The sequence below is a fragment of the Microbacterium psychrotolerans genome, from assembly GCF_031085295.1.
GTDB lineage: Bacteria > Actinomycetota > Actinomycetes > Actinomycetales > Microbacteriaceae > Microbacterium > Microbacterium psychrotolerans.
Genome location: NZ_JAVFWO010000003.1, coordinates 278777 through 302741 on the forward strand (window position 1 = coordinate 278777; position 23965 = coordinate 302741).

Below are 23965 nucleotides of genomic sequence, written 5' to 3' on the forward strand. Positions count from 1 at the left end.
GTGTGGGGATGCGGCGGACGGATGCCCCGGCACGAGGCCGTGCCGAGGCATCCGTTGCTCTGTCGCTGCGGTCAGCGCAGGGTCTTCTCGTTGCCGCCGGGGTTGACGTTGATGTTCGCCGGGATGTCGGCGTAGCCGCCGAGCCCGCCATCGCCGTACGAGTAGTCGACCGCCGACGAGGCGCCGTCGATGTCGATCTTGACGGTCGGGGCGAGAGTGCCGCCGCGGCGGAAGTCGCCCTCCGTGCCGACCGTGTCGATGAACGACTGCACCAGTCCGCCGGGCATCACGTAGTGCGAGTACGCCTGGAAGTGCCCGATCGGCTGGTTGAAGTCCGGGGCGAACGGCTGTCCGCCCGCGAAGTTCAGGTTCGTCGGGTTGCCGAGGGCGAGGCCCGAGCCGGCGTTCATCGGCTGGTAGTCGCTGCGGATGCCGTCGCCGACGAAGCCGTAGACGCCCTCAGGGCCATCGATGCCGTTCGCGAACGTGCCACGGTGGCTGATGGTGAAGAGGTAGTACTTGCCGTCCTTCATATAGATCTGCGGACGCTCGGTCTGGTCCGTGACGCAGTTCGCCGACAGGATCGGCGGCAGGAACTCCCACTCGGTGAGCTCCTTGTTCTTCGCCTTGGCGAGGCCGACATTGCCGATCTGGTACGTGGCGCCCGAAGCGTTCACCTGCTCGATCGTCTCTGCGAAGGGATCCCCCTCGCGGTAGCCGAGGTCCTCCTCGTTGCACGTCGCGCTCTCGCGGGGCATGGCGGAGTTGCCTTCGAAGACCATGAAGGTCTCACCGGGGTGGGCCGGGTCCTCGAAGGTGAACGGGTCGCGGAAGTTGAAGAACTCGTTCTGCGCACCGGTCTGGTAGTACGTGCCATCGGCCTGCAGCAGGTCGGTGACCTCGTCGAACCCCGTCAGCTTCACACCGTTCTTGTTGGCGTGCACCTTGCCCACGCTCAGCGCGATGCGCGGGTCGTAGGGCTTGCGGTTGCTGCCGTCCTCGTTGCGGTAGAAAGCGACATCCGTGAAGAACAGCTTGATCTCGCCGCCCTTCGAGATGCGCGCCGAACCCGACCACTGGGTCTGGTGGCTGTACGACTGGTCGGGGAAGATCTTGCCGGTCACGCCCTCGTCGAAGACCAGGCCGCCGTATGTCCAGCCGCCGTTCTCCGGGCGCTCGTCCGCGGGGATGCCTGCAGGGCGGTAGAAGTAGCCGATCTTCGCGAACACGTGCCGCTCGTCGAACACGAGGTTGCGGTCGGCCACGAGCGAGAAGATGATCTCCTGGCCGTTGACGCTGTACTGATTGGCGTCCTCATCGGTCAGCGGCCAGGAGTCCCAGACCCAGACCTCCTCGTTGCTCATGTCGGGGAAGTCCTGCGGGACCGCGGGCATCGTGAGCTCGGCGGGCATCGAGTTCTGCTTCGAGCCGGCGGTGGGATCGGACAGGCGCTTCAGCTGCCGCGCGTCCGCGCGGGTCCACTTGGCGGTGAAGTCGTCCTCGGGGGCGTACGCCTGCTGGGTGTGGACGGTCGGCTCGGGGCCGTCCTGCAGATCGGGCAACGCCACCGCGGGGGCCGGCGTGACAGCGGCAGCGGCCGGTAGGCCGACCAGTGCCGACGCCGCCACGGCGGCGGCGGTGACGGCGCCGGTCAGGATACGCCTGACGTGCTTCGGGGGAGTGTTCATTCCTGGAGCTCCTTCGAGATCAGGCGATGCAAATCGATTTGCATCGCCTATCCATAGTGACACGGACCCGGGGATCGCGCATGTCGGCCGTTCGGGGGACAGGGCGTGCCGGATGTCCCGCTTGACGCGGCGCCGCTCGTCGGTTCATAATCGATCCCGTCCGATAAATCGATTTATCACGATGGAGTGCGACACATGGCGAGGGCCCGGATCTCAGACGTGGCGGCGGCAGCCGGCGTCTCGGTGACCACCGTGTCGCTCGTCATGAACGATGTGGAGTCGCGGATCTCCGAGGAGACACGCACGCGCGTCCGCGAGGCCGCGCGAGCGATCGGATACGCTCCGAGCTCCGTCGCCCGCGGGTTGCGTACGCAGCAGACCCGCACTGTGGGCCTCATCTCCGACCAGATCGCGACGACCCCGTTCGCCGGGGACATGCTCGCCGGCGCGCAGGACGCGGCGCGAGAGAACGGCTACCTCGTCTTCCTCATCGACACCGGCGGCGACAGTGCGATCGAAGCGGACGCGATCCGCGCGCTCACCGCTCAGCAGGTCGACGCGCTCATCTACGCGTGCATGTGGCATCAGGTGGTCCCGGCTCCGGCCGGACTGCCCGCGGGAGCGGTCTTCCTCGACTGCCGGCCCGAGAACGGGGGGTACCGCTCCGTCGTCCCCGACGATCGCGCCGGGGGAGCGGCGGCCGTGCGGGAACTGGTCGCCGCCGGGCATCGGCGCATCGCCTACATCGACACCGACGACACTCCCATCGCGTCCAATCTGCGCCACGAGGGCTACCTCGAAGTGCTGGCTGAGCACGGCATCCCGGTCGATCCGGCGCTCCACGTGCAGGGCGAGACCACCGCCCGCGGCGGTCGCGCCGCCTTCGAGCAGCTCCTCGAGCTCCCCGAGGAGCAGCGCCCCACCGCGATCTTCTGCTTCAACGACCGCATGGCGGCCGGCGTGTACATCGCCGCGCACCGTCGCGGTCTCGACATCCCGCGGGACCTCTCGATCGTCGGCTACGACGACCAGCAGCTCGTCGCCGCGGAACAGGATCCCCCCCTCACCACCATCGCCCTGCCCCATTACGACATGGGCCGCTGGGCGATGGAGGTCGCGCTCGGCGTCCGCGCAGAGGGGGACGAGGACGCCACGCACCTCATGGAGTGTCCCGTCATCCGACGAGACTCCGTTGGCCCGCCGCCGGCGCAAGTCGCCAAACCGAACCGGCGACGGGCTTCACACACCGAGAGGCCGCCGGAGGCGGCCACCGATCGGTGACCCACGCGGGCGTGAGTCACCAAGAAAAGGAAACCACAACAATGCGCACAAGGACCCCGATCCTCGTGTCCGCAGGGCTGGTCACGGCGATCGCCTTGACCGGCTGCGGGCAGGCCGGTCAAGGAGACGCCACCACCGCGGACGGCCGCACACAGTTGACGATGTGGACCCACTCGGCGGGAAACCCCGCCGAGCTGGAGGTCTACGAGCAGATCATCTCCGACTTCAACGACTCGCAGGACGAGTACGAGGTCGTCCACGAGTCGTTCCCGCAGGGCGCTTACAACGACGCGATCGTCGCGGCCGCGGCATCCGGCGATCTTCCCTGCCTCCTCGATCTCGACGGGCCGATCATGCCCAACTGGGCGTGGGCGGGCTATCTGCAGCCGCTCGAGCTGCCGACCGAGCTCACCGACTCGCTGCTGCCCACCGCGGTCGGCAAGTGGGACGGCGAGATCTACTCCGCCGGGTACTGGGATGCCGCGCTCGCGATCTTCGCCCGCGAATCGGTGCTCGAAGGCAACGGCATCCGGATCCCGACGGTCGAGGAGCCGTGGACCAAGGATGAGTTCGACGGCGCGCTGGCCACGCTGAAGGCGGCCGGCTACGAGACCCCGATCGACATCGGCGCCGAAGACACCGGCGAGTGGTGGCCCTACGCGTACTCGCCGTTCCTGCAGAGCTTCGGCGGCGACCTGATCGACCGTTCGACGATGCTCTCGGCCGACGGCGCGCTCAACGGCCCCGAGGCCACCGCATGGGGCGAGTGGTTCGCGGGCCTGTTCGCGGACGGGTATGCCGGCAACAGCGGCACGGTCGGCAACCAGGAGTTCGTCGACGACGAGGTCGCGCTCAGCTACACGGGCGTCTGGAACGCGGTCACAGCACTCGATGCGGTCGGCGACGACCTGCTGATCCTGCCCCCGCCGGACCTCGGCACCGGTCCCAAGATCGGTGGCGGCTCGTGGCAGTGGGCGATCTCGTCCGAGTGCAACGACGCCGACGGCGCTCGCGAGTACCTCGAGTTCAGCTTCCAGGACAAGTACATCACCGAGTTCGCCGACAAGCAGGTCGTGATCCCGGCGACGGATGCCGCCGCGCAGGCGTCCGAGTACTTCGGGGATGACGGCGTGCTGCGCCCGTTCGTCGAGTTCTCGCAGGAGTACGCCGTGCTCCGCCCCGAGACTCCCGCCTACGCCGTGATCTCGACGACGTTCGAGACCGCCGCCAAGGACATCATGAACGGCGCGGACGTGCAGGAGACGCTCGACCGCGCCGTGTCGGAGATCGACGCGAACATCGCGTCGAACGACGGGTACGGCTTCCAGTGATCCCCGCGCCGGCGAGGGCGTGAAGCCCTCGCCGGCGCATCTTCAGAGAGACCTGCCATGACTGTCACTCCACCGACGGTCGCCGCCGAAGAACCTCGGCGCGCCTACCGTCGCTTCCGCTCCATCAAGGGACGCGAGACCTGGGCCGGACTGGGCATGATCGCCCCTGCTGGCATCCTCCTCGTCCTGTTCCTCATCGTCCCCGTGATCCTCGCCTTCACGCTGTCGTTCACCAACGCGCGGCTGATCTCGCCGAACCCGCCGCGGTTCGTCGGCTTCGACAACTTCATCCGCGCCTTCACCGCCGACCCGGTGTTCGTGCAGTCCGTGGGCAACACCGCCGTCTTCGCGCTCGTGGTCGTGCCCGTGCAGGCGGGACTCGGGCTGCTGCTGGCGGTCCTCGTGAACCGCCGCATGCGAGGAGTCACCGCGTTCCGCGTGATCTTCTTCATCCCGGTCGTCACCTCGATCGTCGTGGTGTCGATCCTGTGGAAGTTCATGTACCAGAAGGACGGCCTGATCAACTCGATGATCGATGCGCTGACCTTCGGGGCGTGGTCGGGCGTCGACTGGCTCAACGACCCCAAGACGGCCTTGGGCGCCATCATCGTCCTCTCCATCTGGCAGGCCGTCGGGTTCCACATGATCATCTGGCTCTCCGGACTCCAGACGATCCCCGAGGAGCTGTACGAGGCCGCGAAGATGGACGGCGCGAGCCCCTGGCGCCAGTTCACCAACGTCACCTGGCCGGGCCTGCGACCCACGATGGTCTTCGTGCTCGTGACCATCACGATCGCGGCGCTCGGGCTGTTCGTGCAGGTGGATGTCATGACGCAGGGCGGCCCGGTCAACTCGACGTCGACGATCGTCTTCCACGCCGTGCGCAAGGGCTACGAGCAGCAGGAGATCGGCTATGCCGCGGCGATCTCGCTGATCTTCTTCGTCGCGGTGCTCGCGATCGCGCTCATCCAGCGCCGGCTCACCCGAGAGAAGGACTGACATGACCGCCACCAGAACGCTCACCACGGCGCCTGCATCGCGGCGCTCGTCGGCGCCCGCACAGCCTGTCCGCAGCGAGAAGAAGCACCGGCTCCGCGGGAAGATCCTCCTCTACGTCGCGATGTCACTGTTCGGCGTCATCTTCCTGTTCCCGCTGGTCTTCATGTTCGTGTCGAGCCTCAAGCCCGACAGCCAGATCCTGCAGGACATCGACTCGCCGATGGCGTTCCTGCCGGTCGGCGACATCAGCCTCGACAACTACTTCGGCGTCTTCGATCGCGTGCCCGTCGCGCAGTTCCTCTTCAACTCCGTGTTCGTCACCGTCCTCACCGTCGGACTCGGTCTCATCGTGAACTCGATGGCGGGCTTCGCGCTGTCGCGACTGCAGTGGAAGGGGCGCATCGTCGTCCTCGCGCTGGTGATCGCCACGCTGATCGTGCCGTTCGAGACGATCGCGGTGCCGATGGTCTACTGGGTCGCGCAGCTGCCGACCCTCGTGATCGAGGGCGGGGTGCTCAAGTACGACTTCGGCTGGCTCAACACCTACGAGGTGCAGATCGTGCCGTTCATCGCGAACGCGTTCTCGATCTTCCTGTTCACGCAGTACTTCTCGACGATTCCGAAGTCGCTCGACGAGGCGGCTCGGATCGACGGCGCCAGCTGGTTCACCATCTACCGCCGCATCCTGGTGCCGCTGTCGGGACCTGCATTCGCGACGGTCGCGATCCTCACCTTCCTGCCGGCGTGGAACCAGTACCTGTGGCCGCTCATGGTGGTGCAGAAGGAGGAGCTGCGACCCGTCATGGTCGGCATGCAGTACTTCTTCCAGCTCAACACCGCCTGGGGCGAGGTGATGGCGTACACGTCGCTCATCACCATCCCGGTGCTGATCGTGTTCCTCATCTTCCAGCGGGCATTCGTGAGCAGCATCGCGGCGAGCGGGGTGAAGGGATGAGCACGGATGCCGCGACGCGCGTCGTCGTGGTCGGCGAGTCGCTGGTCGACATCGTGCACCGCGCCGGCGGGGCGGTCGATGAGGCGCCTGGCGGCAGTCCCGCGAACGTCGCCCTGACGCTCGGACGCCTCGGCCGCGCGCCGATCCTCGTCACACGACTCGCCGACGACGACCGAGGGCGCCGCGTGCGCCGCTGGCTCGAGCAGTCCGGGGTGGCCGTCGACGCCATCGCTGCACCGCGGACGTCGACCGCCACCGCGGTCCTCGATGCGAGCGGTGCCGCGACGTACACCTTCGACCTTGAGTGGGATCTCGGCGACGACGTCGCCCGCCTCGCAGAGGACGTGCCGGCCTCGGCCGACCTCGTGCACATCGGCTCGGTCGCCGCGTTCCTCGAACCCGGCGCGGGCCAGGTCGCCGCACTCGTGCGCGCGGTGCACGGCCGCGCGATCATCACCTACGACCCCAACATCCGCCCGTCGCTCGTGCGCGACCCGCACGGGGTCCGCGCGCGGGTGGCGGAGTTCATCGGCATCGCCGATGTCGTCAAGACCAGCGACGAAGATGTGCAGTGGCTGCACCCCGGCCGGGATGCGATCGAGGTCGCGCGCGAGTGGGTGCTCGGCGGTCCAGCCCTGGTCGTGGTCACGCGCGGCGCGGAGGGGGCGATCGCGGTCAGCGCTGACGCCGAAGTCGTGGTTCCCGCAGTGGCCACCGACGTCGTCGACACGGTGGGTGCCGGTGACACGTTCATGGGCGCCCTGATCGACGGCCTTCTCGCTCGCGAGGAGGGTGTCGGCGTGCGGACGCCGGGTCGCGGCATCCGTCCCGACGAACTCGAGGCGCTCCTGCGGCGCTCTGCAGCAGCTGCCGCGATCACGGTGTCGCGACCGGGCGCCGATCCGCCGCGGCGGGAGGAACTGCTCGCGCGGACCGCGTGACGCGGACCGCTGCTCGTATCCGCGACGATCTGTCTCCGGCTCTCCAGCCGGCCCATCTCAGCCGGCGCGCCCTATCGCGCCCGACTCGAAAGGCTTCTCCCTTGTTCGACCTCCCCGGCTCCTGGGTATGGGACTTCTGGTTCGCCGACGACGGCGACCGCTACCACCTGTTCTTCCTCTACGCCTCGCGGGCGCTCCATGATCCGGATGCCCGCCACCACCGCGCGGCGATCGGCCACGCGGTCTCGACCGACCTCGTCGAGTGGACGCAGGTCGCGGACGCCCTTGTGCACAGCGATGCTCCGGCCTTCGACGAGCTCGCCACCTGGACGGGGTCGGTGGTGCGGCATCCGGACGGGACGTGGTTCATGTTCTACACGGGTGCCTCACTCACGGCCGACGGCCGGAACGTGCAGCGGATCGGCTATGCCACGTCGTCCGACCTCCTCATCTGGACCAAAGCCGACGGGCCGGTGCTCGAAGCACGCGAGCCCTGGTACGAGAAGCTCGCGAGCGGCGCCTGGCACGACGAGGCCTTCCGCGACCCCTGGGTGTTCGCCGACCCGGACGGCGACGGCTGGCACATGCTGCTCACCGCCCGCGCACCGGAGGGACCGGTCGCCGGCCGCGGCGTGGTGGGGCACGCCTGGTCGCCCGACCTGCGCACGTGGGAGCTGCGGGCACCGCTGACCGCGCCGAGCGAGCACGGGTTCGGCCAGCTGGAAGTGCTGCAGGCGGAGGTCGTGGACGGGCGACCGGTGCTGATCTTCTCGTGTCTCGCCGAGCACGCCACGGATGCGCGGCGCGACGCCGGCGGAGGCACGTGGGCGGTGCCGGCGGAGAGCCTGCTCGGCCCGTTCGACGTGGACGCCGCCTACCCCTTGACGGACGAGCGGCTCTACGTCGGGCGTCTGCTGCGCCGTCGCTCGGACGGCCAGTGGCTCCTCTTCGCCTTCCGGAACGCGGGCGAGGACGGTGCGTTCGTCGGAGGCATCACGGATCCGATGCGAGTGGAGTGGCGAGGAGGACGGCTCGTGCAGCTCGCCGCCGAGGCGGTGGCGAGCGCCTGACACCGGTCGGGCCGGCACCCCGCGGGCGGGTGCCGGCCCCGCCCGCGACTGCGGGGTGCACAGCCCGCACGGAGAAGGGATGACGATGGTGTCAGATGCAGGACGCAGGCGGATGCGGCTGGCCGCCGGCGCGCTCGCCGTGATGGGTGTCGGTGTGGCGGGCGGTCTCATGGGCGGGGCCCAGGGCGACGCCGCCCGGGCCGCGGATCCGGATGGCGAATACCGCGCGCAGTATCACTTCACGGTGCCGGATCACTGGAAGAACGACCCGCAGCGGCCGGTCTTCATCGACGGCAAGTTCCACTACTACTACCTCTACAACGGCGACTACAACGCTGATCCGACAGCGAACTTCGGGACGGAGTGGCGGCTGGCGACCTCCTACGACGGCGTCGTCTTCGCCGATCAAGGCGTTGCCGCGCCCAAGCAGACCAACGCCAACTACGACCTCTGGTCGGGGTCGGCGGTCGTGGATCACGCGAACACCGCCGGCTTCGGATCGGGCGCGGTGGTGATGCTCGCCACGCAGATGGATCATCCGACCCTCGCCCAGCAGGCGAACGCGTCCGGCCCTCAGGCGCAGTTCCTCTGGTACTCGACGGACGGCGGCCGGAACTTCCGGCCGTACGGCGAGGCGCCCGTCATCCCCAACGAAGGTCGGGCGGACTTCCGGGATCCGAAGATCATCTGGGACGCCGAACGGGGCCGCTGGGTGGCGCTGATCGCGGAGCGCGATCGGGTGAGCTTCTACACCTCGCCGGATCTGAAGACCTGGTCGCGCGTCTGGGAGTACGTGAATCCGGGCATCGGCACGATCGAGTGCCCGGACCTGTTCCGGATCCGGGCCGACGACGGCTCGATCAAGTGGGTGTTCGGCGTCAGCGCGAACGGATACGCGACGAACGAGCCGGCGACCTTCGCGTACTGGACGGGCTCGTTCGACGGCACGTCGTTCGCATTCGACCACGATGCCCCGCAGTGGCTCGACCACGGATTCGACTGGTACGGGGCGGTGACGTGGGAGGACCCGACGGCTCCGCTCGATCGGCGGTACGCCGTCGGGTGGATGAACAACTGGGACTACGCGCACTCGACGCCGACGTGGGGATCCGACGGATTCAACGGCACGGACTCCATCACGCGCGAGATCCGGCTCACGCGCTACGGCTCGACCTTCAGTCTGGTGTCGCAGCCGGTCGCCGCACTGGCGGCCATCGCCACGACGCGCGCCGACCTCGGCGATGTCACCGTGGACGGGTTCCTCCCCCTTGCCTACGAAGGGGACGCCTACCAGGTGGACACGGACGTGACCTGGCAGACCGCATCCAACATCGGACTGCAGCTGCGACGATCCGCGGACGGAAGCCGCCACGCAGACGTCGGCGTGACGGACACCTACGCGTACCTCAACCGCGGCCAGACCGGCTACCCGGCCGGCACGTGGAAGTCCGAGAGTCGCACGCCCTTCTCGGCCGACGACGGCCGTGTGCACCTTCGGATACTCGTGGACCGGACCACGATCGAGGTGTTCCTCGACGACGGCCGCTATGTGCACTCGAGCCAGGTGTTCGCGCCTCCGGGCGACGACGGCGTCGCGCTGTACTCGGCGGGCGGACCGGCCATGTTCCACGACCTGACGATCACCGAGTTCGGCAGCGTCGTACAGCGACCGGCGCGGATCATCGGCGACTTCGAGGGGACCTCGTGGGGAGCGGGATGGACGGCGACCGGCAGCTTCGTCGCGGCCGCGCCCAGCCCCTCGAGCTTGATCGGGCAGGTCGGAGCGCAGGTCGCCGACACCTTCGCAGGTGGGGGAGACCCGGCGACCGGCGTCATCACGTCGCCGGCCTTCACCGTCGACCGGAACTTCCTCCACCTGCTGCTCGGCGGTGGCGATCATCCGCTGGGCGTCGAGCCGGCCACGTCGGTGCAGCTGCTCGTCGACGGCCAGCCGGTCCGGACCGCGACGGGCGACGACTCGGCGCGCCTGCGCCCAGTGGAGTGGGATGTGCGGGAGTTCGCCGGACGGACCGCGCAGATCCAGATCCTCGACGACGCCACGGGCGAGTGGGGGCACCTCATGGTGGATCAGATCCTCCTCAGCGATTGACACGCCGACTTGAGACATGAGACTCAGAGTCTCTAGAGTGGCCACGTGCTCAACCCTGGGGGGAACGAGCACGGCGATCCGTCGGCGGCCCCATGTCGTCGGGCGGAGGACCAGGTCGGTGCCGGGTTGTGGGGACCCGGCACCGCGATCCTCCGCGCGCTGGCGGAGCCCACAAGCCGCCGCGGGCCAGCGATAATCGAAGGGTGCAGGATCCCGGACCCCGATCACGCCGACCCGCGGGTGAGACGCGGGTGCTCATGCTCGCCGCCGCCGTCGAGCGCGTCAAGGAGGAGGGCCTTCAGCTCGACTACGCGAACATCGAGCTCGAGGACCTGATCCGCGCCGCCGGCGTACCGCGGTCCACGGTCTTCCGTATCTGGCCCGACCGAGCGGCCTTCGTCGTGGATCTCGTCCGTGCTCTGTTCGAGGCGGACCCCGGCTTCGACACCGGCTTCGACGGCGAGACGATGCAGCTCATCGAGCGCGCACTTGCGGAGAGCCCCGATGCCGCGAACACGGCGGCGGGGCGGCAGGCCGCACTGCGCGAAGTCCTGCGCGTCGCCGTGGCACACAACATGGCGTCCGTGGAGGGCACGGTCGCGTGGCGCGTCTACCGCACGATCTCGGCGGCGCTCTCGAGCGGCGACGGGACGCAGGGCGGGGAGGACATCCGCGCGCAGCTCGCCGAGATCGTCGGCAGGTACCTCGATCGCATGGCCGAGGTCTACCGGGGACTCAATGCCGCGTTCGGGCTGCGCATGCGTGCGGGCCTCACCGAGCAGGACCTCGCCGTCGCCGTGATGGCGATGGTCGACGGGATGGGCGACCACCGCCGCATCAATCCCGGGATGATCGACGCCCCGCGCACGGTCGCGCTCGGCGAGGAGGACGCGGGCGATTGGCATCTCGCCGGCATCGCGGTCGCGGGGATCTATTCGGCATTCACCGAGATCGGCGACAGCTCGTCGGACTGAGCGCTCGGCGCGGCGCCTCCACCGAGTCAGCCGGCCATCCGCGTGCGCCTTTCGCACCACACGGTGAACGCGACGTAGAGCACGAAGGCCACGCCGACCAAGCTCACGAACAAGGGCGTGAGCGCTCGCTCCCACAGCAGGTCATCCCGTCGGGCGATGAGCGACACCACGATCGCGGCCAGACTCAGACATTGAGCCTGGAACAGCACTCGGAAGGCGCTCCAGCGCGTATCCCACGCCAACGCGACATTCACGACGCCCGTGAGGCTGAGCACGGCGCCCGTCACCTGCGCGGTCAGGGGAGTGAGCTGCCAGGCCCAGAACTCGGTCGCGGCGCCCGGCGCCACGAACACGGCCGCCCCGAACGCGAAGGCGCTCGCACCGATCGCGACGAGCGCGCCGCGAATCGGTCCCGGGATGCGGCAGTCCGGGGCGTCCGCCGTGCCCGGATCCTCGCGGCGCTGCGCGACCGCCAGCCCCGCGACGACGAACGGCGTCGTGGCGTACAGCACGATCCACGTCCAGAACGACAGGTTGGATGAGAACCGGTCCAGGTGCGTCAGGGTCGCCAGCAGCAGTGCGCCGGCGAAGACGACGACCGCCGGGAATCCGTGCTTCACGTGGTGCCAGCGCCGCGCTGTTGCCACCCGGAGGAAGAACCAGATCCCGCCCACGTACGCCGACGCGAGCAGGTACGCCGACAACGGCGGACTGATCGGCCACGCGAACAGCTCACCGGTACGCGTCGGGAATGCGAACAGCAGGAACGCGGCGATCGCCAGGAAGGGCAGGATCGCGACGGCGACCCACCGAGTCGTCGCGAACACACGGTCGTAGCCGCTCGGCGTCCTCTGGAGAGTGGACGGCGCAGGATCCTCTCCGTCATCGCGTGCGTGCATCGTTCAGCACCGCCTCGACGGGGAGCTCGAGCCCTTCGAGTGTCGCCCGTTCGATCTCTTCGCCGCGGCCGGCATCACGCAGAGCCTGTAACGGCACCATGTAGAACTCGAAGGCCCCCGGGTTGACGATGCCCTTTCGTCTGCGCAGGCGCAGCGCGGCTCCGAGCAGACGCCCCGCGGCGGCCGCATCGCCCTGCGCGGCGCGGACTCCGACGAATGCCTCCAGGCCGTAGGCGACTCCTTCGTCGTGGCCGAGTGCGAGCGAGATGTCGAGACCGTCCGCGAAGTCGCCTATGCCGCCTGCTATGTCGCCGGCGAGGAACTTCGCCCATCCACGGTGGTTCTGCGCGATGACGATGCCCAGGCGTTCGCCCTGCGCGGTCGCGAGCGCGCAGCTGGCTTCGAAGCGCTGCAGCGCCGCCGTGATGTCACCGGCGAGCAGGTCGATTCGCCCCAGCATGACCAGCGCCATCGCCTCGCCCCAGGCGTCGTGCGCGGTCCGGAAATCGTCGAGGCCGTGCTCGAGCGACTGGATGGCCGCAGGAAAGTCGGGCCGATCTCCATGTGCGAGATACGCGAGCGCGAGAGAGACGCTCGCCAGTGCGGCGCCGAAGTCGTCGTCGGTCGCGAGGAACAGGTCCCGCGACGACGCGAGCCCGGGGACCGGGTCATAGTCGGGGTCCTGCCAGAACCGGACGGCGTTGACGTAGTACAGGGCGATCGCTCGCGAGTGGGGCTCGATCGTCGCGCCGGAGGCCGCTGTCGTGAGCAGCTCGCTCATCCACGATTGGACGAGGCCCAGGTACCCGCCGATCCAGAGGTAGAGGTACAGCGACCACGCGTACTCCGCCGCCTCGTCCAGCTCCCGCCTGTCGAGGAGCGCCCGCATCACACTCGCGAGGTTCTCGGTCTCCAACTCGAGGCGCTCCAGCCACTCCAACTGCGCCGCGCCGCGCAGGCCGCCCGCGGCGCGCGCGCCGAGATCGCGATAGCCGTCGACCCAGGCGGCGATGGCCCGGGCGTGTTCCTGGTCGCTGAGCAGGGTCGCCGCGTACGCGCGGACGAGGGAGAGCAGCCGGAACGCCGGTGTGGGACCGCGCTCATCGCGGCCGAGCAGGCTCGCGTCGACGAGGGCCTCGAGCGCACCGGACGGATCGCCGATCCCCGCCTCGTTCAGCACCCGCTCCGCCGATGCGAAGCCGAACGTCCCCGAGAAGACGGAGAGCAGGGCGAGCGCACGCCTGGTCTCGGCGTCGAGCAGGTCGACGCTCCACTGGATCGTCCGACTGAGCGCGCGCTGACGCTCGGGCAGATCCCGTGCGCCGCCGACCAGCAGCGTGAGCGCGGAGTCCAGCCTCGCGAGGATCTGCGCCGGCGAGAGCGTGCGCACGCGCGCCGCGGCGAGTTCGATCGCCAAGGGCATGCCGTCGAGGGCGCGGCAGATGGCGGCGACCGCCGCGGTGTTCTCGGGAGTCAGCTGGAAGGCCGGATTCACCGCGACGGCTCGCTGCTGAAAGAGCTCGACCGCCGACGCCTGCGTGATGAAGTCGGCATCGACGTCCGTCGCCGGCACCTCGAGCGGAGGCAGCGTGAACACGCGCTCGGCGCGTACTCGCAGCGGCGAGCGGCTCGTGACGAGAAGCTGCAGTCGTGAGCACTCTGTGACGAGTCGAACCAGAAGGCTCGCAGCGGTGAGCAGGTGCTCCATGTTGTCGACGACCAACAGCAGGTCCCGATCGGCGATCGCCTCGATGACCTTGTCGTCGAGCGGACCATCGCCGGTGTCGCGTACCCCGAGTGCACGGGCCAACGCGGTGATGACGCGTTCCGGCTGCGACACCGACTCGAGCGTGGCGAAGGCGACCTCCCGCCCCGTGGCCGCGGCATCCATCGCGACCTCGATCGCCAGCCGCGACTTGCCGACGCCTCCCGGTCCGACGATCGAGAGGATGCGAACGTCGTGACGCGCCAGCAGGGCGGCGATCTCGGTGAGCTCGCGCTGCCTCCCGACCAGGCTGGTGTACGGCGCGGGGATGCCTGCGCCCGCAACGGCGCGACCGGATGCCGCGGCTGGTGTCGTCGAGGTGATGGAGGCGTCGAAGCGTTCGGCGAGCAGTGTCGCGATATCCGAGAGCACCAACTCCGCGAGGTCCTCGGATTGGGAGAAGGTCTTGTACGAGGAGCGGTCGTCGCCGCGGATCGCCGCGAGCAGCTCGGTCAGCCGCGCTTCACGCTCCGGCGCGGGCTCCTTGATGTAGATCAGCAGCGGAAGCGAGCCGGACAGGCGATATTCGTCCTCGAGCCCCGACATCGTCTCGCCCGGTGCGACCCATCCGTAACGCTCCCAGTAGAGCCCCACGAAGATGTCGCTCTGCTCGAGGTACGACCGGTACAGCTCGCGGGGCGGATGGGGCCGCGCACCCAGCTCGAACATCACCGGTGCGAGATGCAGGCGCTCGACGGCTTCGCGTACCGCCCGACGCTCGGGTTCGAGCTCCTTCAGCGTCGAGCTGATGAAGACCCGGATGCGCTGATCGGGCGTGCGAATCGGTCGCTTCGCGCCATCCATACAGTGATCCTCGCGCTCGGTGGGCCGTGGCGCAAAGGGTCGAGATCGAGCCCGGTGAGCGAGCGGCGTGGCGAGGTGTCGCGCGGGCAGGGTCCGCCGGCTGCCCTCAGGCCGCCGGCGCGCTCCAGCTGAGCGATTCGATGTAGCGCAGCAGCACGCCCTCGCGCAGCGCCCAGGGTGAGACCTCGAGCTCGTCGACGTCGAGAGCGCGCATCGCCTCGTGCAGCACGACCGCACCGGCGACGATCTGGAACGTCCGGTCGGGTGTGATCCCCGGCAGCTCCTGGCGGGCCGACGCGGGGATGCGCGCGAGCCGCGGGATCCACGAGCCGAGCGCGGCGCGGGGGAGCAGCATCCGTTCGATGCCCGACCATCCCGGAGCGGGGTATCCGACGAGCTTCGCGAGCGAGCGGATCGCCTTCGACGAGCCGACCACGTGATCCGGGCGCGCCAGCCGGCCGAACGATCCGGCGACCGGGGCGAGCGTCGTCCGAGCGTGCGCACGGAGCTGCTCGACCGCCGCCTCGCCCGGCGGGTCGTCGGGAAGGAACTGGATCGTCATGCGCCCGGCGCCGAGGGGGACGGACGCCGCCGCCTCGGGCAGCTCGTCGGGCCCGGCCGCGATCTCGAGCGAGCCGCCGCCGATGTCGAAGAGCAGGATCTGCCCCGCGGCCCAGCCGAACCAGCGGCGGACCGCCAGGAAGGTGTACCGCGCCTCGGTCTCGCCGCCGAGCACCTGGAGCGGCTGACCCAGCGCCTCTTCGATGAGGGCGATGACCTCGGGGCCGTTCTTCGCCTCGCGGACGGCCGAGGTGGCCGTCGCGAGCAGCTCGTCGACGCGTTCGGCTGCGGCGACCTTCCGCGCCTCGGTCACCGCGGCGACGAGCGCCGTGACGCCCTCGTCGGTGATCGAGCCGTCCGGCGCCAGGTAGCGCATGAGCCGCAGCACCGTGCGCTGGCTCGTCGTCGCGAGCGGCCGGCCACCGGGGCGGACGTCGGCGACCAGCAGGTGGACGGTGTTCGAGCCGATGTCGAGGACTCCGAGGCGCACGCGTCTCAGGCTAGCGGTCGAGAGCGGTTACGATGGGCGCGATGTCCGCCGACGAAGCGACCACCTATGACCTGGGCGCGGTCACCCCAGTCCTCTCGCTGTATCGCGAGATCGATCGAGCGGACTGGGCACGGCTCGCGTCCGGTCTGACGCAGCCGCTGAGCGAGACCGAGATCGTCCAGATCCGAGGTCTCGGCGATCGACTCGACATGGCCGAGGTCGCACAGGTGTACGTGCCGCTGTCGCGGCTGCTCTCGCTGTACGCCGAGTCCACGAAGCGGCTCGGCGCGGAGGAGTCCGCGTTCCTCGGCGAGGCCGACACGACGACGCCGTTCATCGTCGGGGTGGCCGGCTCGGTCGCGGTCGGCAAGTCCACGATCGCGCGTCTGCTGCGCGAGCTCACCAGTCGGTGGCCGGGCACGCCCCGCGTCGAGCTCGTCACGACGGACGGCTTCCTCTACCCGAACGCCGAGCTCGAGCGACGCGGCCTCATGGACCGCAAGGGCTTCCCCGAGTCGTACGACCGCCGGGCCCTCGTGTCGTTCCTCACCGAGGTGAAGAGCGGCGCCCCCGAGGTGCGGGCACCCTTCTACTCGCACATGCGGTACGACATCGTCCCCGACGCGGTCGTCACCGTGCGCCGCCCCGACATCGTCATCGTCGAGGGCCTCAACGTGCTGCAGCCGCCGCCCACCCCCAACGACGTGGCGGTGAGCGATCTGTTCGACTTCTCGATCTTCGTGGACGCGGATGCCGGACACATCGCGCAGTGGTACGTGGACCGGTTCCTCGCCCTGCGCCGCGCGGCCTTCAGCAACCCGAACTCGTTCTTCAACGTGTTCGCCCAGCTCTCCGACGAGGAGGCCGTGGAGCGGGCGCTCGGCTACTGGAACACGATCAACCTGCCGAACCTGCAGGAGAACGTGCTTCCCACGCGCCACCGCGCCGACCTCGTGCTGCAGAAGGGCGCGGACCACACGGTCGAGACGGTTCTGCTCCGCAAGCTCTAGCGGCCGCGGCATCCGTATTCGTAAGGGCTCCTTGCGAAAACCCCCGCCTACCATTGTCGGCATGTGTGGAATCGTCGGATACGTGGGCCCGCGGCAGAGCCAGGCCGTCCTGATCTCAGGGCTCTCGCGGCTCGAGTACCGCGGCTACGACTCGGCGGGCATCGCCGTGATCGATGCGAACGGCGACCTGGGCATGCGCAAGCGTGCCGGCAAGCTCAAGGTGCTCCGCGACGACCTCGCCGCCCGGCCGCTCGCCGACGGCACCACCGGCATCGGCCACACCCGGTGGGCGACGCACGGCGGCCCCACCGACGGCAACGCGCACCCGCACCTCGCCGACGACGACAAGCTCGCCGTCATCCACAACGGGATCATCGAGAACTTCGCCGAGCTCAAGGACGAGCTCCTCGCGGACGGCTTCACCTTCCGCAGCGAGACCGACACCGAGGTCGCCGCCGTCCTGCTCGGCCGTGAGTACGACCGGACCGGCGATCTCGTCGACGCCTTCCGCGCCGTCGTCTCGCGACTCGAGGGCGCGTTCACGCTGCTCGCGATGCACCAGGAGCAGCCCGGCCTCGTCGTCGGCGCGCGCCGCAACTCGCCCCTCGTGATCGGCCTGGGCGACGGGGAGAACTTCCTCGGCTCCGATGTGGCGGCGTTCGTCGAGCACACCCGCAACGCCCTCGCGATCGGCCAGGACCAGATCGTCGCGATCACCCCAGAGGCTGTGACGGTCACGGACTTCTCGGGCAACGCCGTCGAGGTGGAGCCCTTCGAGGTGACGTGGGATGCCGCCGCCGCCGAGAAGGGCGGCTGGTCGTCGTTCATGGCCAAGGAGGTCTCGGAGGAACCGGACGCCGTGGCCAACACGCTGCGCGGTAGGGTCCGCGACGGCGAGGTCGTGATCCCCGAGCTCGACGGCCTCGACGACCTCTTCCTCGGCATCTCGCGCATCATCGTGATCGCATGCGGCACCGCCGCCTACGCCGGTCAGGTCGGCAAGTACGCGATCGAGCAGTGGACCCGCATCCCGGTCGACGTCGAGCTCGCGCACGAGTTCCGCTACCGCGATCCGGTGATCGGGACCGACACCCTCGTCGTGTCGATCAGCCAGTCGGGTGAGACGATGGACACGCTGATGGCGGTCAAGTACGCGAGAGAGCGCGGCGCGAAGACGCTCTCGATCTGCAACACGCAGGGCGCCACCATCCCTCGCGAGTCCGATGCGATCGTCTACACGCACGCCGGACCCGAGGTGGCCGTCGCCTCGACCAAGGCGTTCGTCGCGCAGATCACCGCGCTGTACCTCATGGGCCTGCACATCGGCCGCGTCCGTGGCGCGATCGCCCCGGCCGACGCCGCCGACCACGTGCGCGAGCTCGAGGCGATCCCGGGCAAGATCGCTCAGATCCTCGAGCGGGAGCAGCCGCGTGTCGAGCAGTTCGCCCATTGGATGGCCGACACCCGCTCGGTGCTGTTCCTCGGTCGGCACGTCGGTTACCCGATCGCTCTCGAAGGGGCGCTCAAGCTCAAGGAGCTCGCGTACATCCACGCCGAGGGCTTCGCCGCGGGCGAGCTCAAGCATGGCCCCATCGCCCTCATCGAGCCCGGCCAGCCGGTGTTCGTGATTGTGCCGTCGCCGCGCAAGTCGGCGGAGATGCACAAGAAGGTCATCTCGAGCATCGAGGAGATCCGCGCGCGCGGGGCCCGCGTCATCGCGATCGCGGAGGAGGGCGACGCCGCCGTGCTGCCCAAGGCCGACGAGGTGCTGCGCATCCCGCTCGCCGGGCCCTTCTTCGAGCCGCTCCTGGCCGTCGTGCCGCTGCACATCTTCGCGATGGGCCTCGCCACGGCCAAGGGACTCGACGTCGACCAGCCCCGCAACCTCGCGAAGTCGGTCACCGTCGAGTAGCGGTGACCGCGCGATAGTCTGTCGGAGGCCGCGCGCGCGGCGCGGCAGGAGGTTCACGTGATCGTCGGAATCGGCGTCGACCTCGTCGACATCCCGCGTTTCGAGCGAACCATCGCGCGCACGCCGCGGCTCCTCGAGCGTCTCTTCTCCGAGGCGGAGCGCCGCCTCAAGCCGCACTCGCTGGCGGCGCGGTACGCCGCGAAGGAGGCGCTCATCAAGGCGCTCGGCGGCTCGGACGGCGTGCACTGGACCGAGATCGAGATCGCCTCCGAAGCATCCGGCCGGCCGCTCTTCTCGCTGTGCGGATCGACGGCCGCCGTCGTCGCGGGCCGGGGGATCACGGCGCTGCACCTCTCGATGTCGCACGACGCCGGCCTCGCGACGGCGTACGTCGTCGCCGAAGCGGACCCGGCATCCGAAGTACCGGCGCAGCTCGGCGCACCCGCGATCATCCCGGAGGGAATCGCATGAGCCGTCTGCCCGCCGGCACCCTGCGCGAGGCGACGGTCGACGTCGGCGCCATCGAGGACAACGTGCGGCATCTGCGCCGGCTCACCGACTCGGAGGTGATCGCCGTCGTCAAGGCCGACGGCTACGGGCACGGGGCGGTGCGTTCGGCGGTCGCCGCGCTCGCCGGCGGCGCCTCCCGACTGGGCGTCTCGGACGTCACCGAGGCTCTCGCGCTCCGCCGTGCCGGCATCGACGCACCCATCGTCGCGTGGCTGCACGCCCCCGGCGTGGACTTCGCCGAGGCGGCCGCCCGCGGCATCGAGCTCGGTATCTCGAACCTCGACCAGCTGCAGAGGGCGGCGGCTGCGGCATCCGCCGACCGTCCTGTCGGAGTGCACCTCAAGCTCGAGACCGGGCTGTCGCGCAACGGGATCGCGCCCGACGACTACCGTGTGGTGTTCGCCGAGGCCGCGCGGCTGGAGCGGATCGGACGGGTGCGCGTCATCGCGCTGTTCAGCCACCTCTCCAATGCCTCGGTCGAGGACGACCGCGCGGCCCTGCGCGCCTTCGAGGAGGGCATCGGCGTCGCCGCCTCGCTCGGACTCGCGCCGCCGCTGCGGCATCTTGCGGCGACGCACGCCGCGATCGACCTGCCAGAGTCACGGCTCGGGTGCGTGCGCATCGGCATCGGGATCTACGGTCTCTCGCCGTTCGCCGACCGCACGTCGGCAGACCTGGGCCTTCGCCCGGCGATGACCCTGCGCGGCGCCGTCGCCGCCGTCCGGCGCGTGCCCGCCGGCAAGGGCGTGTCGTACGGGTACGACTACCGCACCGAGCGCGACACGACCCTCGCGCTCGTGCCCCTCGGCTACGCCGACGGCGTGCCGAGGCAGGCCTCGGGGGCGGGTCCCGTCATGATCGGCGGGCGCCGGTTCACCGTCGCGGGGCGCATCGCGATGGATCAGTTCGTCGTCGACGTGGGCGATGCGCCCGTCGTGGTCGGGGACGAGGCCGTTCTCTTCGGTGATCCGACCCTTGGTGTGCCCGCTGCGACGGAATGGGCGGATGCCGCGGGCACGATCAACTACGAGATCGTCACGCGCGTCGGCCCTCGCGTCGTCCGGCGGCAGGTCGCCCAATGAGCGGGAACGCCGACGACGCCGACGTTGTTGAACAGGTCGTGGATACCGCGACCTCGAACACCGGCACGCAAGGGATCGACGCACTCGTCGGAACGCGTGAGATCACCTCACCCGACGCCATGGAGGCGCTCGGCGAGGAGATGGGACGGATGCTGCGCCCCGGCGACATGGTGGTTCTCACCGGACCGCTCGGCGCAGGGAAGACCACCCTCACGCGAGGCATCGGCCGCGGGCTCGACGTGCGCGGCCCCATCCAGAGCCCGACGTTCGTGCTCGCCCGCACGCACCCGTCGCTCGTCGGCGGCGCGCCCCTCGTGCACGTCGACGCCTACCGGCTGGGCTCGGCCGCCGAGCTGGACGACCTCGACATCGACTTCGACGGCTCCGTCGTGATCGTCGAATGGGGGCGGGGCCTCGTCGACGGCATCCGCGACCACTGGTGGGAGGTGGAGCTCGACCGCGAATGGCACGGGCGTGGGCAGGATGACGCGTGCTACGGCGTCGCGCACGAGGCAGAGCTCGACGCAGAAGCCCCCCGCCTCGTGAAGATCTCACGCCACGACGCGCCGACTACCCTGGAAGGGTGATCCTCGGCATCGACACGTCGCTCGGCTCCGCAGTGGCGGTGGTCGAGCCCGACGGCGTCATCCGATCCGAAGCCTCCAGCCCCGATCCTCGCGGGCACGCCGAGGTCATCGGCACGCTGCTCGAGCGGGCGCTCGTCGAGGCATCCGTGAAGCCTTCCGACATCACCCATGTCGCCGCCGGAATGGGCCCCGGCCCCTTCACCGGACTGCGCGTCGGCATCGCGGCGGCTCGCACGTTCGCGCTCGGCCGGGGCGTGCCGGTCATCCCCGTCGTCAGCCATGACGCTGTCGCGCTGGAGCTGCTCCTCCACAGCGCGCTGACGGCCGACTGGGGTTCGGCCGGTGGCTACGCGAACCCCGACGATGAGACGTTCGCGGTCGTGACCGACGCGCGCCGGCGCGAGTTCGCGTACACGCTCTACCGCGGACTCGACGACGACGGGCTCCCGGTCCGCGTGGCGGAGCCGGCACTCGTCCCGCGCGACGACCTCGAAGCCGCGCTCGTGCAGGCGTCGGCCGAACGTCGCGATGCCGACCGCATCCCCGCCGCGATGCTCGCGCTCGCGGCCGCACGCTCACTCGCCGCGGGGCGGAGCATCGGCTCGGTCGACGCGCTGTACCTGCGGGCGCCCGACGTCACGCTGCCGCACGCGCCGAAGCGGGTCAACCTCGCCGCGTCGGCGGAACGGTCGGGCGGCCGGGCGCCGGCACCGCGACAGCGGGGCGACGCATGAGCATCCGGAGGGCGACCGGCGACGACCTCGCCGCCATCATGGCGCTCGAACGCGCATCCTTCCCCACCGACGCGTGGTCGGAGGCGATGATGCGCCAAGAGCTCGACTCGCCCCACGGCTGGTACGTCGTGGACGACGAGGCCGGCCGACTCGTCGGCTACGCCGGACTGCGGGCGGTGGCCGGAGCGAAGGATGCCGACATCCAGACCATCGCCATCGCCGACGCGTCCCGGGGGCGGGGTCGCGGTCGGTCGATCCTGCGGGCGCTGCTCGAAGAGGCCGCGCGTCGCAGCGTCGGCCACGTCTTCCTCGAGGTGCGCGCCGACAACCCGGTCGCGCAGGCGCTGTACACCTCGGAGGGCTTCGCCGAGATCGGCCGCAAACCCCGGTACTACCAGCCCGACGACGTCGACGCCGTGGTGATGAAGCTCGACGTCCGGGGCTGGCACGGCGCGTCGACGAGGTCAGCGACCGGTGCCGCTTCGGTGCCCGGTGCCGGCGGGGCGACCGACGCGGGCTCGGCCGGCGGCCCGACTGCCGGTGACGGCGCAGCGCCCGCGTGGGACGGAGGGGTGTGCACGTGAACCGCGCCGAACCGCTGGTGCTCGGCATCGAGACGAGCTGCGACGAGACCGGCATCGGGATCGTCCGCGGCCGCACGCTGCTGTCGAACACGATCGCGAGCTCGATGGACGAGCACGCCCGCTACGGCGGCGTCGTGCCGGAGGTCGCCGCTCGCGCGCACCTCGAGGCGCTGCAGCCGTCGATCGAGGCGGCGCTCACCGAGTCGGGCGTCGCGCTCACAGATCTCGATGCCGTCGCCGTCACGAGCGGGCCCGGCCTCGCCGGAGCGCTCATGGTCGGAATCGGCGCGGCCAAGGCGCTCGCAGTGTCGCTCGAGAAACCCCTCTACGCCGTCAACCACCTCGTCGGCCACATCGCCGCCGACATCCTCGACACCGACGCGCCTCCGCTGGAGTACCCGACCGTGGCCCTGCTGGTGAGCGGCGGCCACACGTCACTGCTCCTCGTCCGCGATCTCACCACCGACGTCGAGCTTCTCGGCGAGACGATGGACGACGCCGCCGGCGAGGCGTTCGACAAGGTCGCACGACTGCTCGGGCTGCCGTACCCCGGGGGTCCCGAGATCGACCGGGCGGCGGCATCCGGAGATCAGAAGGCGATCCCCTTCCCGCGAGGACTGTCCCGTGCGTCCGACATGGCGGCGCACCGCTACGACTTCTCGTTCTCGGGGCTGAAGACGGCGGTCGCCCGCTGGGTCGAGCTGCGTGAGGCGGCGGGGGAGCCGGTTCCGGTCGGCGACGTCGCGGCGAGCTTCCGCGAGGCCGTCGTCGACGTGCTCGTGACGAAGGCGCTCGCCGCGTGCCGCGACCACGGCGTGCCGCGGCTGCTGCTCGGCGGCGGTGTGATCGCCAACCGGCGTCTGCGCGACGTGGCGCTCGAGCGCGCCGAGGCGGAGGGCGTGACGGTGCGCATCCCACCGTTGTCGCTGTGCACCGACAACGGCGCGATGATCGCCGCCCTCACGTCCGAGCTCATCATGTCGGGCCGTGCGCCATCGACGCTCGAGTTCGGCGCCGACTCGACGCTGCCCGTCACCGAGATCCAGGTCGCGGAGTCGCGATGACCGACGAGCGGATGCCGGTGCCCGGCGACGACGAGACCCCCGAGCCCGCCGGCGCGGCGAAGCCGCGCCCGGCTGACACGACGGTGCCGCCCGATGCCCCCGCCGCAGCGCCGGCATCCGCCGACGTGGCAACGCCGGCTGACACGACGGTGCCGCCGCGTCCGGCCGAGCCGACGGTGACCTCGGTCTCGCCCGACGTCGACATCGCGCAGGACGCCTCGCCGCTTCCCGGGGCGCATCGCGGAGGGTTCCAGCGCCTGCCGACCGCGCCGGTCGCGGTCACCGTCGAGACGGCTCCCGCTGAGCCCGGCGGTGAGTTCACGCCCGACGCCACTTCGTGGCAGGCGACCGATTCCGCCTTCCACAGCGGTCTCGCAGGGTGGGCGCTCGCGTTCGCGGTCGTCGGCCTGCTCGTGTCGATGTTCGTCGGCTGGGGTTTCCCCATCGGACTGGTCGCAGTGGTGTCGGCGATCATCGCGCTGCGTCGCCCGCTCGAGAACCGCGCCGTGGCGATCTGGGCCATCGCCCTCGGGACGCTGTCCATCCTGTACAGCGCGGGCTGGCTGCTCTACACCGCGATGCGGGCCGACCTCTTCGGCTGACTCCTGTCGGCA

General features: G+C 70.0%; 21 protein-coding genes. 17 read left to right on the top strand and 4 right to left on the bottom strand.

Annotated elements, in window-relative coordinates; genetic code table 11:
• Window positions 1–71 precede the first annotated feature (71 nt).
• Window positions 72–1688 carry a glycoside hydrolase family 68 protein gene (locus tag Q9R08_RS10420; RefSeq protein WP_308867937.1) on the bottom strand — a complete coding sequence of 539 codons (1617 nt, stop codon included), beginning with the start codon at window positions 1686–1688 and terminating at the stop codon, window positions 72–74.
• Between the two features lie 195 nt (window positions 1689–1883).
• On the opposite strand from Q9R08_RS10420, the gene Q9R08_RS10425 reads away from it, so the two are divergent.
• The 8 genes from Q9R08_RS10425 (at window position 1884) to Q9R08_RS10460 (ending at window position 11349) form a co-directional block, all read left to right on the top strand.
• The gene (locus Q9R08_RS10425; protein WP_308867938.1) at window positions 1884–2969 is read left to right on the top strand and encodes a LacI family DNA-binding transcriptional regulator; all 1086 of its coding nucleotides are present in this window, start codon (window positions 1884–1886) and stop codon (window positions 2967–2969) included.
• Between the two features lie 41 nt (window positions 2970–3010).
• Window positions 3011–4300: a sugar ABC transporter substrate-binding protein gene (locus Q9R08_RS10430; protein WP_308867939.1), complete on the top strand. Its 1290-nt coding sequence runs from the start codon at window positions 3011–3013 to the stop codon at window positions 4298–4300.
• A 57-nt stretch (window positions 4301–4357) separates the two neighbouring features.
• On the top strand, window positions 4358–5299 hold the full coding sequence (locus Q9R08_RS10435; RefSeq protein ID WP_308867940.1) for a carbohydrate ABC transporter permease: 942 nt from the start codon (window positions 4358–4360) through the stop codon (window positions 5297–5299).
• Between the two features lies 1 nt (window position 5300).
• Window positions 5301–6254 (top strand): carbohydrate ABC transporter permease, encoded by a 954-nt coding sequence (locus Q9R08_RS10440; RefSeq protein ID WP_308867941.1) that lies wholly within the window; start codon window positions 5301–5303, stop codon window positions 6252–6254.
• Window positions 6251–7195 (top strand): PfkB family carbohydrate kinase, encoded by a 945-nt coding sequence (locus Q9R08_RS10445; protein ID WP_308867943.1) that lies wholly within the window; start codon window positions 6251–6253, stop codon window positions 7193–7195. The genes Q9R08_RS10440 and Q9R08_RS10445 overlap by 4 nt, the downstream gene beginning before the upstream one ends.
• A 101-nt stretch (window positions 7196–7296) precedes the next feature.
• Complete coding sequence (locus Q9R08_RS10450; RefSeq protein WP_308867944.1) at window positions 7297–8265, top strand: glycoside hydrolase family protein; 969 nt, start codon at window positions 7297–7299, stop codon at window positions 8263–8265.
• A gap of 79 nt (window positions 8266–8344) precedes the next feature.
• Window positions 8345–10375: a glycoside hydrolase family 32 protein gene (locus Q9R08_RS10455; RefSeq protein WP_308867945.1), complete on the top strand. Its 2031-nt coding sequence runs from the start codon at window positions 8345–8347 to the stop codon at window positions 10373–10375.
• A 203-nt stretch (window positions 10376–10578) separates the two neighbouring features.
• Window positions 10579–11349, top strand: a complete 771-nt coding sequence (locus tag Q9R08_RS10460; RefSeq protein ID WP_308867946.1) for a TetR/AcrR family transcriptional regulator — start codon at window positions 10579–10581, stop codon at window positions 11347–11349.
• A 26-nt stretch (window positions 11350–11375) separates the two neighbouring features.
• On the opposite strand, the gene Q9R08_RS10465 is transcribed toward Q9R08_RS10460, so the two are convergent.
• From Q9R08_RS10465 to Q9R08_RS10475, 3 genes are all read right to left on the bottom strand, one after another.
• A complete protein-coding gene (locus tag Q9R08_RS10465) occupies window positions 11376–12248 on the bottom strand; it encodes a hypothetical protein (RefSeq protein ID WP_308867947.1) in 873 nt (290 codons plus the stop codon).
• Window positions 12232–14817, bottom strand: a complete 2586-nt coding sequence (locus Q9R08_RS10470) for an ATP-binding protein (protein ID WP_308867948.1) — start codon at window positions 14815–14817, stop codon at window positions 12232–12234. The genes Q9R08_RS10465 and Q9R08_RS10470 overlap by 17 nt, the downstream gene beginning before the upstream one ends.
• Window positions 14818–14923: 106 nt before the next feature.
• Window positions 14924–15868, bottom strand: a complete 945-nt coding sequence (locus Q9R08_RS10475) for a Ppx/GppA phosphatase family protein (protein ID WP_308867949.1) — start codon at window positions 15866–15868, stop codon at window positions 14924–14926.
• Window positions 15869–15909: 41 nt separating this feature from the next.
• On the opposite strand from Q9R08_RS10475, the gene coaA reads away from it, so the two are divergent.
• From coaA to Q9R08_RS10520, 9 genes are all read left to right on the top strand, one after another.
• Window positions 15910–16878, top strand: coding sequence for a type I pantothenate kinase (gene coaA / locus Q9R08_RS10480; protein WP_308867950.1), 969 nt, complete (start codon window positions 15910–15912; stop codon window positions 16876–16878).
• Window positions 16879–16939: 61 nt separating this feature from the next.
• Window positions 16940–18790, top strand: a complete 1851-nt coding sequence (gene glmS, locus Q9R08_RS10485) for a glutamine--fructose-6-phosphate transaminase (isomerizing) (RefSeq protein WP_308867951.1) — start codon at window positions 16940–16942, stop codon at window positions 18788–18790.
• 57 nt (window positions 18791–18847) lie between these two features.
• Window positions 18848–19261, top strand: coding sequence for a holo-ACP synthase (locus Q9R08_RS10490; protein WP_308867952.1), 414 nt, complete (start codon window positions 18848–18850; stop codon window positions 19259–19261).
• Window positions 19258–20382 carry an alanine racemase gene (gene alr / locus Q9R08_RS10495; RefSeq protein WP_308867953.1) on the top strand — a complete coding sequence of 375 codons (1125 nt, stop codon included), beginning with the start codon at window positions 19258–19260 and terminating at the stop codon, window positions 20380–20382. The genes Q9R08_RS10490 and alr overlap by 4 nt, the downstream gene beginning before the upstream one ends.
• Window positions 20383–20501: 119 nt before the next feature.
• Window positions 20502–20969 carry a tRNA (adenosine(37)-N6)-threonylcarbamoyltransferase complex ATPase subunit type 1 TsaE gene (gene tsaE / locus Q9R08_RS10500; RefSeq protein ID WP_308868476.1) on the top strand — a complete coding sequence of 156 codons (468 nt, stop codon included), beginning with the start codon at window positions 20502–20504 and terminating at the stop codon, window positions 20967–20969.
• Window positions 20966–21703 (top strand): tRNA (adenosine(37)-N6)-threonylcarbamoyltransferase complex dimerization subunit type 1 TsaB, encoded by a 738-nt coding sequence (gene tsaB / locus Q9R08_RS10505; RefSeq protein ID WP_308867954.1) that lies wholly within the window; start codon window positions 20966–20968, stop codon window positions 21701–21703. Before tsaE ends, tsaB begins: the two co-directional genes overlap by 4 nt.
• Window positions 21700–22287, top strand: a complete 588-nt coding sequence (rimI, locus tag Q9R08_RS10510) for a ribosomal protein S18-alanine N-acetyltransferase (protein ID WP_308867955.1) — start codon at window positions 21700–21702, stop codon at window positions 22285–22287. Before tsaB ends, rimI begins: the two co-directional genes overlap by 4 nt.
• A complete protein-coding gene (gene tsaD, locus Q9R08_RS10515) occupies window positions 22284–23351 on the top strand; it encodes a tRNA (adenosine(37)-N6)-threonylcarbamoyltransferase complex transferase subunit TsaD (protein ID WP_308867956.1) in 1068 nt (355 codons plus the stop codon). The genes rimI and tsaD overlap by 4 nt, the downstream gene beginning before the upstream one ends.
• Window positions 23348–23953: a DUF4190 domain-containing protein gene (locus Q9R08_RS10520; RefSeq protein WP_308867958.1), complete on the top strand. Its 606-nt coding sequence runs from the start codon at window positions 23348–23350 to the stop codon at window positions 23951–23953. Before tsaD ends, Q9R08_RS10520 begins: the two co-directional genes overlap by 4 nt.
• Window positions 23954–23965: the final 12 nt, after the last annotated feature.

What these genes read in the sequence shown, in the direction of transcription:
- Q9R08_RS10445 (WP_308867943.1), top strand. Translation starts at nt 6,251, where the DNA reads ATGAGCACGGATGCCGCGACGCGCGTCGTCGTGGTCGGCGAGTCGCTG.
- glmS (WP_308867951.1), top strand. Translation starts at nt 16,940, where the DNA reads ATGTGTGGAATCGTCGGATACGTGGGCCCGCGGCAGAGCCAGGCCGTC.
- alr (WP_308867953.1), top strand. Translation starts at nt 19,258, where the DNA reads ATGAGCCGTCTGCCCGCCGGCACCCTGCGCGAGGCGACGGTCGACGTC.
- rimI (WP_308867955.1), top strand. Translation starts at nt 21,700, where the DNA reads ATGAGCATCCGGAGGGCGACCGGCGACGACCTCGCCGCCATCATGGCG.
- Q9R08_RS10435 (WP_308867940.1), top strand. Translation starts at nt 4,358, where the DNA reads ATGACTGTCACTCCACCGACGGTCGCCGCCGAAGAACCTCGGCGCGCC.
- tsaE (WP_308868476.1), top strand. Translation starts at nt 20,502, where the DNA reads ATGGAGGCGCTCGGCGAGGAGATGGGACGGATGCTGCGCCCCGGCGAC.
- Q9R08_RS10420 (WP_308867937.1), bottom strand. Translation starts at nt 1,688, where the DNA reads ATGAACACTCCCCCGAAGCACGTCAGGCGTATCCTGACCGGCGCCGTC.
- Q9R08_RS10430 (WP_308867939.1), top strand. Translation starts at nt 3,011, where the DNA reads ATGCGCACAAGGACCCCGATCCTCGTGTCCGCAGGGCTGGTCACGGCG.
- Q9R08_RS10440 (WP_308867941.1), top strand. Translation starts at nt 5,301, where the DNA reads ATGACCGCCACCAGAACGCTCACCACGGCGCCTGCATCGCGGCGCTCG.
- Q9R08_RS10425 (WP_308867938.1), top strand. Translation starts at nt 1,884, where the DNA reads ATGGCGAGGGCCCGGATCTCAGACGTGGCGGCGGCAGCCGGCGTCTCG.
- Q9R08_RS10455 (WP_308867945.1), top strand. Translation starts at nt 8,345, where the DNA reads ATGACGATGGTGTCAGATGCAGGACGCAGGCGGATGCGGCTGGCCGCC.
- Q9R08_RS10470 (WP_308867948.1), bottom strand. Translation starts at nt 14,817, where the DNA reads ATGGATGGCGCGAAGCGACCGATTCGCACGCCCGATCAGCGCATCCGG.
- coaA (WP_308867950.1), top strand. Translation starts at nt 15,910, where the DNA reads ATGTCCGCCGACGAAGCGACCACCTATGACCTGGGCGCGGTCACCCCA.
- Q9R08_RS10520 (WP_308867958.1), top strand. Translation starts at nt 23,348, where the DNA reads ATGACCGACGAGCGGATGCCGGTGCCCGGCGACGACGAGACCCCCGAG.
- Q9R08_RS10465 (WP_308867947.1), bottom strand. Translation starts at nt 12,248, where the DNA reads ATGCACGCACGCGATGACGGAGAGGATCCTGCGCCGTCCACTCTCCAG.